Below are 7,843 nucleotides of genomic sequence, written 5' to 3'. Positions count from 1 at the left end.
GGAAAGACAAGAACGTCCCCGTAGGCGCAGCCATGCATGCAATCTGCCCACCGATCAGATCGGTAACTCCAGGCGCGGCGCCACGATAAGCCACGTGCCTGAGATAGACGCCAGCCTCCTTGGCTACCAGCGCCCCCAAGAGATGCAATGGTGTACCGGTACCGGGAGATCCGAAACTTGCGTGTTCAGGGTGCTCCTTGGCCCAGGCCAGGAAATCCCGGAGCCCACGCACGGAAGGCGGTACCAAGGGACCCAGCGCAAGGGCGTCAGTCGTAGTGGCTACGGTGGCTACGGGAGCCAGATCCGCGAACGGATCGTAGTCCAACTTGCTGTAGACGAAAGGGTACAAGGACAGCACGGCGTCTGGTGTGAACAACAAGGTGCTGCCATCGTCGACGGCTGCCTTGACGGCGGACACAGCTATCCGCCCACCCGCTCCGACACGGTTGTCAACGATCACGTTAACCCCGGGTTCCGTCACCGCCAATCCTTCTGCCACCCGGCGTGCAACCGCATCGACGACTCCTCCGGGTGGGAAGCCGTTGATGATCTTGAGTAATTTTGGTACCGGTTGGGCTTTGACGCTTCTTACAGTGCCGAGCGATAAGGTGGCAAATCCCGCGGCTTTCATCCACTCACGGCGTTTGATCATGGTGCCCCCCCTCTGCTCAAGACTGCGCGGTAAAACCAATTTTCTCAGCGACTGCTTGCCAGCGTTTGATGTCGTTTTTCAATCGATCGGACAAGCCTTCAGGCGAACTCCAACCAGCCTCCATGCCCATCATGGCGTAGGCCTTGACCAGTTCCGGGTTTGCAACAGCCGACTTCATGGCAGCGCTGGCTTGCTGGACCGCTTGCGCGGGCGTGCCTGCGGGCATGAATACCCCGAACCACTCGGTCATCTCACTCAAGGCGATGTGGAGCTCCTTGAAGGTCGGGACGTTGGTCAGGAAACGAGAGCGGTTGGCGCCAGTCACGCCCAGCACCCGGATCTTGCCGGTCTTCATGTGAGGGAGGAACTCACCCAAGGGCGCGGCCACCGCCGGGATGTGCCCCCCCAACAGGTCCACAATCGCAGGCTGGGAACCGCGGAAGCCTGTCTGCACCATTTTCACGCCCAAAAGCCGCCCGAGCAGCTCGCCCAAGAAATGCGGTCCAGAGCCGGTGGCACCATGGCCAAACGTGGCAGAATCAGGGTTACTCTTGATCCAGGCCAAGTAGTCGTTGAGGCTACCAACCGATTCCGGGACAGCGGGCCCGATCGCAAACCCAACCTCGCTTGTCGAAACCATACCGACCGGCACAAAGTCCTTGACCGGGTCATATCCCAGATCTTTGTACGTGTGAGGGTATAGCGTCATCATGGATGCAGGCGTCAGCAGAAGTGTCGCGCCGTTTGGTGCCGCGGCCTTAACATGCTGGATCGCAATTCGACCACCCGCCCCCGTGCGGTTGTCGACGAGCACACTGGAAGCATAGGCACCGCGCATTCCCTCAGACAACCGGCGGGCAGCCATATCGGTCGCTCCGCCTGCGGCGAGTCCAATCACGATCGTGGCCACGCCAGGGCCGGATTGCGCCAAGCTCATGCCCGGAAGGCCCCCGATTCCAAGGGAGCCCAAAGTGCTCAGGGCTGCTCGTCGGGTCAGAATATGTTTCATAATCTTTCCCCTTACATTTTCACTATTGCTCATTGATACTTGTCACTGGGCAGGGCTACGAACTGTTTATTAGGGCGAAGGCGGCGTATTTTTCGTCAAGCCGAATCAGGTTGAGCAGCTGGCGCGGCGCGCCGAAATGCGTCCAACTCGCCGCAGGCCGCGTCCACTGCGCGGATCAGGGGGTAGGGCGTCAGGTCCACCTGGAAGCGGCGGGCGCTTTCCACCTGCGGCACCAGGTAGCAGTCGGCCAGCGTGGGTGTGTCGCCAAAGCTGTAGCGGCCGCGCTTCGGGTCGACCGCCAGCAGTGCTTCGTAGGCATCGAAACCGGCGCTGATCCAGGTGCCACACCAGGCGTTGATGGCGGCCTCGTCGGCGCCGAACGTCTTGCGCAGGTACTCCAGAATGCGGCGGTTGTTGATGGGGTGGATGTCGCAGCCCACGATGGCGGCCAGCGCGCGCACCCGTTGGCGGCCGTCGGCGTCGGCCGGCAGCAGCGCGGGCGTGGGGTACTGTTCCTCCAGCCATTCGATGATGGCCGGCGACTGGATCAGCACTTGCGCGCCCGTGTCCAGCGCGGGCACCAACTGCTGTGGGTTCAGCGCCTTGAAGGCGTCCTTTAGGTGCTCTTCCTTGCCCAGGTGCACGGCCAGGTACTCGTAGGGCACGCCCTTGAGGTTGAGCGCGATGCGCAGCCGGTGTGACGTGCCGCTGCGCCAGAAGTTGTACAGCTTCATCGCGTGCAGGCTCACTCGGCCGGGCCGACGGTCAGGCTGATCTCGGCAATGCCTTCCACACGGCCGATGATCTTGTCACCCGCCACCACGGCGCCCACGCCTTCGGGCGTGCCGGTGTAAATCAGGTCGCCGGGTTGCAAGTGGTAGTAGGTGGAGAGGTCGGCAATGATCTCGCGGACGTTCCAGATCAGCTTGTCCACGTTGGACGACTGTTTGGTCTGGCCGTTGACTTCCAGGGCGATCGCGCCCTGCTCCACCACCACGCCTTGCATCGGCACGATCTCGGAGCAGACCGAGCCTTCCTCGATGTCCTTGCCGGTGTCCCAGGGGCGGCCCTTGTCGCGTGCCACCAGTTGCAGGTCGCGCCGGGTCATGTCCAGGCCGGCGGCGTAGCCGTAAATCAACTCGTGCGCCTGGTCTTCGCTGACGCGGAAGCCGGGCTTGCCGATCGCCAGCACCAGCTCCATCTCGTAGTGGTAGTTGCTGGTGCGCGGCGGGTAGGCCACGGTCGCACCACTTTCCACCAGGGTTTGTGGCGATTTGGTGAAGTAGAACGCTTGTTCGACGCTTTTGTCGACCGGACGGCCCATTTCCACCGCGTGGGCGTGGTAGTTGCGGCCGACGCAGAAGATGCGGTTGATGGGGAAGCGCTCGGTCTTGCCACGAACGGGCAGAGACTGGACGGGAGGCGGGTTCCAGAGGTAGTTGCTCACTTGCTTTCCTGTTGTGTGGTGCTTCGCGGCGGCTCAGCCGCGGTTTTCAAAGACGCCCAGCTTGCGGTGCAGGGGCGATTCGTCGGCCATGAAGATGAAGGACGGCTGGTCGGCTGAGAGGTTTTTCAGCGTCACCTCGGTGTAGCCGGGGGCGCAGCAGGTATCGGCTTCCCTCAGGGCGAAGGTGGACTCGGCGATGCGCGCCTCGCTGCGGCCTTCGATCTGGTGGAACACCACGGCGGGCGAACGCACGGGCAGGCGCAGGGTCTGGCCGGGCTTGAGCATCAGGGCGTAGAAGCCCAGGATGTTCTCGGCGTCGTCACCCGTTTCGGGGTTGACGTAGGTGACCTGCACGCATTCCTGCTCAGGCTGGTCGGCCGCCAGCGACAGCAGGGCGGCACGGGTGTCGGCCCAAGGGTAGCGCAAGAGAGGATAGCGCTTGTCGCTGCGCTGGAACACGGGGGTTGGCACCACGCCCGCACGGGTCCAGGCGCAGTCGCCCCGGCCGGGGTCGACCTGCTGGCGCTCGCCGTCGATGTGGTAGCTGGCCTCCATGTAGTACACCAGCGGCAGGTCCAGCACATCGAGCCACACCACGGGCTCGTTGCCGTCGTGGCCGTGCTCGTGCCACAGGCCGGTGGGCGTGAGGATGAGGTCACCCCGGCTCATGGGGCACTTCTCGCCATCCACGGTGGTGTAGGCGCCCTCGCCCTCCACGATCATGCGCACCGCGTTGGGGGTGTGGCGGTGGCTGGGCGCCCACTCGCCGGGCAGCAGCAACTGCATGCCCAGGTATATGGCGGCGCTGGCTTGCATCTTCTCCAGGCCGTGGCCGGGGTTGGCCAGCACCAGCACGCGGCGCTCGGCCTTCTCAATGGGGGTCAGCTCACCGGCCTTGAGCAGCAGCGGCTTGAGCGTCTGGTAGGACCAGTAAGTCGGCTGCGTCTGGCGGGTCGGGACATTGGGCGGCAGCACCGCGCGTAGGCTGGGCCATAGCGGCACCAGGTTAAGTTGTTTGAGTTCGTCTCGGTAGTCCTGCGGCAGGTCTTCCAGTCGGCCAAGTTCGTGACTCATGGTGATACGCTCCTCTTCATCAAGCATGTGGATAGGGGAAGCCGATATCCCTCACGCTTCGATCAGACCAAAGCAAGTATCGGCAATTTCTGAATCCGACCGCAGTCGGAAAAAGGGGCTCGTAATCTGTGTGCATCGAAATTTGATCGAGGCCGCTGCCCACGGCTGCCCCGCGGCATGGCTGGCCGCTCATGGAGGCTGGCCATGCTTTATTTATTTCTCTAAAAAAATCAGATCAAACCTTCAGCCGACAATGTGGCCCGGACTGCTGGACGTTCAGCCACGCGGTTGAGGTAGCCTTGCAGGCCGGGCCAAGGCGAAAGGTCCACATTCACGTAAGCCCCCCAGCCAAGCACAGTAAACAAGTAGGCGTCCACCACGGAAAAGTCGTTCCCCATGGCCCAAACCTTGTCACCGAGCATCTGCTCGGTATGGGCAAGACGGCTTTCCAATTGGGCCTTGATGACTGGCTTGGCATCCTGTGGAAACACCGGGCTGAACAGCGCTCCGAAGCTTTTATGCAATTCGGTGGAGATGAAATTCAGCCATTCCATCAGTCGGTAACGCTCCAGCGAGCCAGCTGCCGGTGCCAGGCATTTTTCTGGCACACGGTCAGCGAGGTATTGAACGATGGCCGGCCCTTCGGTGAGCACCTGCCCATCATCCATTTGCAAAGCGGGGACACTGCCCACGGGATTGACGGTCTTGTAATCAACACCAGTCTCAGTCACCTTGGTGCCGAGATCAACCTTTTCTAGCTGAAAGTCAAATCCACCTTCACGAAGGATGATGTGAGGCGACAATGAACATGCGCCGGGGCTGTAATAAAGCTTCATGAGACTCCTTAAAATCAAGGCGTGGTTGAAAAATCAGAAAAATCGATGCACTGAGAATTTATGGTTGCGTTTCCTTTTGCAACCTGCTCTCAAGCATGAAAAGGCGGTCATTTCCCCACCACATTTGATCATCCCAAAACACGGTGGGAACCCCGAAAACCTTTCGGTCAATGGCCGCCTGCGTCTCTTCGTCGTATGCCTTGGCGGCATTTTCGCTGTTCAAAAAATCTTCAAATTCACCGAGATCCCAGTTTAGCTTGTCGCATACCTCAGCCAGCAAGCTATCAGCATCCAGTGCCCACCCTTTCCCCCAAGCCGAATCGAAAACAAGGCGAACATATTCAGCGGCTCGCTCCCTGGCTGCCGGGTAATACAGTCCGGCATTCACCCGGCGGCTGTTGAAGTTAGGGGGGAAAACCAACGGAATCCTATAGAGATCGGCCCATCGCTGCAAATCCACCTTTAAGTAGTCAAGCTTGACCTTGAGATCCCGATTGGACGGCCCGATGTTGCCAATGGCCGTCTTTGCTCGCGCCAAATCAATGGCGTGATACTGGATGGGGAATCCATAACGCCCCGCTAGCACCGACAAACGGTGGTTTGCCAGGTACGAAAAGGGGCTCAAAAAATCGAAATAAAAATCAACCATCATGCTCAGGCTCTCCCAAAAAAAGACGGCAGAAATGTGGAGCTGCTTCAGGGCAAGCGCCACATCCCGCGCTCTTGGCGCTTTTACGGCGTACTCGCATATTTGATACTCGCCGATTCCTCCAATCCAGAGGACGCCCAGATCAGCCAGCTTTGCTGATCGGAGATATCTGACTCAGGACCTGGCCTCGCCTCACTTCTTTTTCGAGCCGGTTGCCGTTTTGGTTTTCTTCAATTCCTCGGCGTACTTGGTATGCAGTGCGGCCCAGGCGTTGCCTGATTTTCGAGCACCTGCAAGGTATTCATCTGGTACCAGCGTATAGGGTGGCCGGCACGGCCCCGCTTTGAGCCAACCCGCCTCGTCCATTCGTGCTTTTTCGAGACCAATGTTGTATTTCGAGAATTCCGAGAAATCGCCGCGTGGAAACAGTGTGGCGTCGGCAGCGCGCATGTCATCTGAAATGGCCTTGGCCTTGGTCCAGTCACCGGTCGTCTTGGCCTGTGTCACCGCATCACGAAGCATGAGGGCAGTCGCTGGACCGCACATGGAGCCGCTGGACCAGAAGGCGGTCATGCGCTCAGGATTGATTCGGGCCGCAGCGTAATAGTCATCCTCATGCGGAAGGAAGCGAATATTTGGAGCCAATTTCAGATCCAAGTCCAGCATTCCGATGCCCAAGTACTTGGCTGTAACAACTTGCGGGATTTTGGACATTTCGGCCCAAAACGGGCGAGGAAAATCAAATTTGAAAGCCTCCGGGTTGGCATAAACAGCGATGGCAGCATCTGGCACCGCTTCCGCCACATCGCGATAAAACTGCACGGCGGTGGGCAGATCCATCTTCACCCACATCGGCACGCCGAGCATGGTTCCTTGGGCACCAATGTCCATCACTTCGCGGGTCTGGCGTATAACTTCACGGGTATTCAAGGCTGTTGTGCCGCAGAAGTAGGGCACTCGACCACGGGCGGTTTCGACGACCGTTGAAACAAAATCCCGCTTCTCCTCCCACGTCAGCGTCGCGCATTCGCCAAAGGTGCCGTGGCTCAGAATGCCATTGACGCCGGCCGCAATCAACTCCTCGACAATCCGGGCCGTCTCGTCGAGATCAACCGTGTGCGTGCTGCGCCAGTCCGAGGCATCCGGCGTGGACGGGGTCGGCATAATGACCCATGCGCCTTGAATATCCTCTGCAGTCAGGCGCGTCGCTTTGCTGGTCTTTCTTGTCATTCAAATATCCTTTAAAAATGGTGGTGTAAATAGAACTTGGGAATCAAAGTGGGCCGATCAAAATCTCCGACCAATCGCAATCGAGGTCAACAACGGATTCAATGTTACGCGGGCCGTGGCGACTTGCGGGCCAAGAAACCCAGATGCATCTGTTTTCAAATAAAGTTTGCGGAGATCAAAGCTGACAAACCAGTCGCGGTTGATGTCGGCTTCCGCGCCGATGTGGAGCACAGGTGCCCACGCATGATCTGCATCGAATGAGGTCAGATTGGCATCTTTGCTTTTCAGAATTCGGGTGTAGTTGATCCCCGCCCCCACGTACGGGCGAATCAATCCCATCTGCGGCAGGTTGTAGGTCGCCGACAAAACCGCAGGAGCATATTGAACACGACCGAGCAAAATCGGAGGCAGCGTGCCTGCGCCTGTCACTTTTGTGGTGGGTGGAATGCCAACAATTAATCGCGCGTTCCAGTTATCGTTAATGATGTAGCCGAAGTCAAATGTCAAAGCGTTGTTGTCACTAGCGTCAGCGCTTCCACCCGGAACCCTTGTTCCGTCAATCGAAACTTTGGCGCTCGCATCGAAGGCTACGTTGGTGGCGCCGATGCGATATGACCAACGGGAATCCTCGGCATATGCGGTGCTGGGCATCAGCATCCCAAGTCCTGCGAGGGAAATGGCTTCTTTGATCATCATTGTCTCCTTTTGTTATATGGAACAGAATGGGAAAAACAGATGCGATCGATTTCGCATGGCGGTTTCAACTCTGAAGTGCAACACCGGGTTGAAAGTTCATGATTTCCCTCGCAAAGACCTCTGCTGGGGTTTCAAAGTCGAGGCATTTGCGCGGGCGGTTGTTTAATTGTCGGGCAATTGCGTTGAGGTAGCCTTGGGAGATCGGCGCCAAATCCAGGCCCTTGGGAAGATACTCGCGGATCAAGCCGTT

At 58.9% G+C, this 7,843-nt stretch carries 10 protein-coding genes; all 10 read right to left on the bottom strand.

Annotated features, from left to right (window positions below; all coding sequences use genetic code 11):
• Nucleotides 1-652 (bottom strand): tripartite tricarboxylate transporter substrate-binding protein (locus NN5_RS23265; RefSeq protein WP_157081301.1); only part of this gene is annotated, 652 nt, incomplete at its 3' end.
• A 16-nt stretch (nucleotides 653-668) separates the two neighbouring features.
• A complete protein-coding gene (locus tag NN5_RS23260) occupies nucleotides 669-1,562 on the bottom strand; it encodes a Bug family tripartite tricarboxylate transporter substrate binding protein (protein ID WP_161125183.1) in 894 nt (297 codons plus the stop codon).
• Nucleotides 1,563-1,756: 194 nt separating this feature from the next.
• Nucleotides 1,757-2,410, bottom strand: a complete 654-nt coding sequence (gene maiA / locus NN5_RS23255; protein ID WP_245656676.1) for a maleylacetoacetate isomerase — start codon at nucleotides 2,408-2,410, stop codon at nucleotides 1,757-1,759.
• The gene (locus NN5_RS23250) at nucleotides 2,407-3,108 is read right to left on the bottom strand and encodes a fumarylacetoacetate hydrolase family protein (protein WP_026437508.1); all 702 of its coding nucleotides are present in this window, start codon (nucleotides 3,106-3,108) and stop codon (nucleotides 2,407-2,409) included. The genes maiA and NN5_RS23250 overlap by 4 nt, the downstream gene beginning before the upstream one ends.
• 33 nt (nucleotides 3,109-3,141) lie before the next feature.
• Nucleotides 3,142-4,209, bottom strand: a complete 1,068-nt coding sequence (locus NN5_RS23245; protein ID WP_026437507.1) for a cupin domain-containing protein — start codon at nucleotides 4,207-4,209, stop codon at nucleotides 3,142-3,144.
• A 203-nt stretch (nucleotides 4,210-4,412) separates the two neighbouring features.
• Nucleotides 4,413-5,018 (bottom strand): glutathione transferase GstA, encoded by a 606-nt coding sequence (gene gstA / locus NN5_RS23240; protein WP_026437506.1) that lies wholly within the window; start codon nucleotides 5,016-5,018, stop codon nucleotides 4,413-4,415.
• A 58-nt stretch (nucleotides 5,019-5,076) separates the two neighbouring features.
• Nucleotides 5,077-5,730 (bottom strand): 2-hydroxychromene-2-carboxylate isomerase, encoded by a 654-nt coding sequence (locus tag NN5_RS23235; protein WP_217998759.1) that lies wholly within the window; start codon nucleotides 5,728-5,730, stop codon nucleotides 5,077-5,079.
• Between the two features lie 129 nt (nucleotides 5,731-5,859).
• Nucleotides 5,860-6,897, bottom strand: a complete 1,038-nt coding sequence (locus NN5_RS23230) for a dihydrodipicolinate synthase family protein (protein ID WP_011801861.1) — start codon at nucleotides 6,895-6,897, stop codon at nucleotides 5,860-5,862.
• Nucleotides 6,898-6,954: 57 nt separating this feature from the next.
• Nucleotides 6,955-7,590 (bottom strand): OmpW/AlkL family protein, encoded by a 636-nt coding sequence (locus NN5_RS23225; RefSeq protein ID WP_067738877.1) that lies wholly within the window; start codon nucleotides 7,588-7,590, stop codon nucleotides 6,955-6,957.
• Nucleotides 7,591-7,657: 67 nt separating this feature from the next.
• A partial coding sequence (locus NN5_RS26450) for an IS30 family transposase (protein ID WP_169801047.1) occupies nucleotides 7,658-7,843 on the bottom strand: 186 nt, incomplete at its 5' end.

It is taken from the genome of Novosphingobium naphthalenivorans NBRC 102051 (assembly GCF_001590985.1).
Classification (GTDB): domain Bacteria; phylum Pseudomonadota; class Alphaproteobacteria; order Sphingomonadales; family Sphingomonadaceae; genus Novosphingobium; species Novosphingobium naphthalenivorans.
The sequence above is the reverse complement of the archived record's forward strand: the minus strand, read 5'-3'. Positions and strand labels throughout refer to the sequence as shown.

Excerpts from the sequence above, each read along its gene's own strand:
- NN5_RS23245 (WP_026437507.1), bottom strand. The coding sequence starts at position 4,209 with ATGCTTGATGAAGAGGAGCGTATCACCATGAGTCACGAACTTGGCCGA.
- gstA (WP_026437506.1), bottom strand. The coding sequence starts at position 5,018 with ATGAAGCTTTATTACAGCCCCGGCGCATGTTCATTGTCGCCTCACATC.
- NN5_RS23230 (WP_011801861.1), bottom strand. The coding sequence starts at position 6,897 with ATGACAAGAAAGACCAGCAAAGCGACGCGCCTGACTGCAGAGGATATT.
- NN5_RS23225 (WP_067738877.1), bottom strand. The coding sequence starts at position 7,590 with ATGATCAAAGAAGCCATTTCCCTCGCAGGACTTGGGATGCTGATGCCC.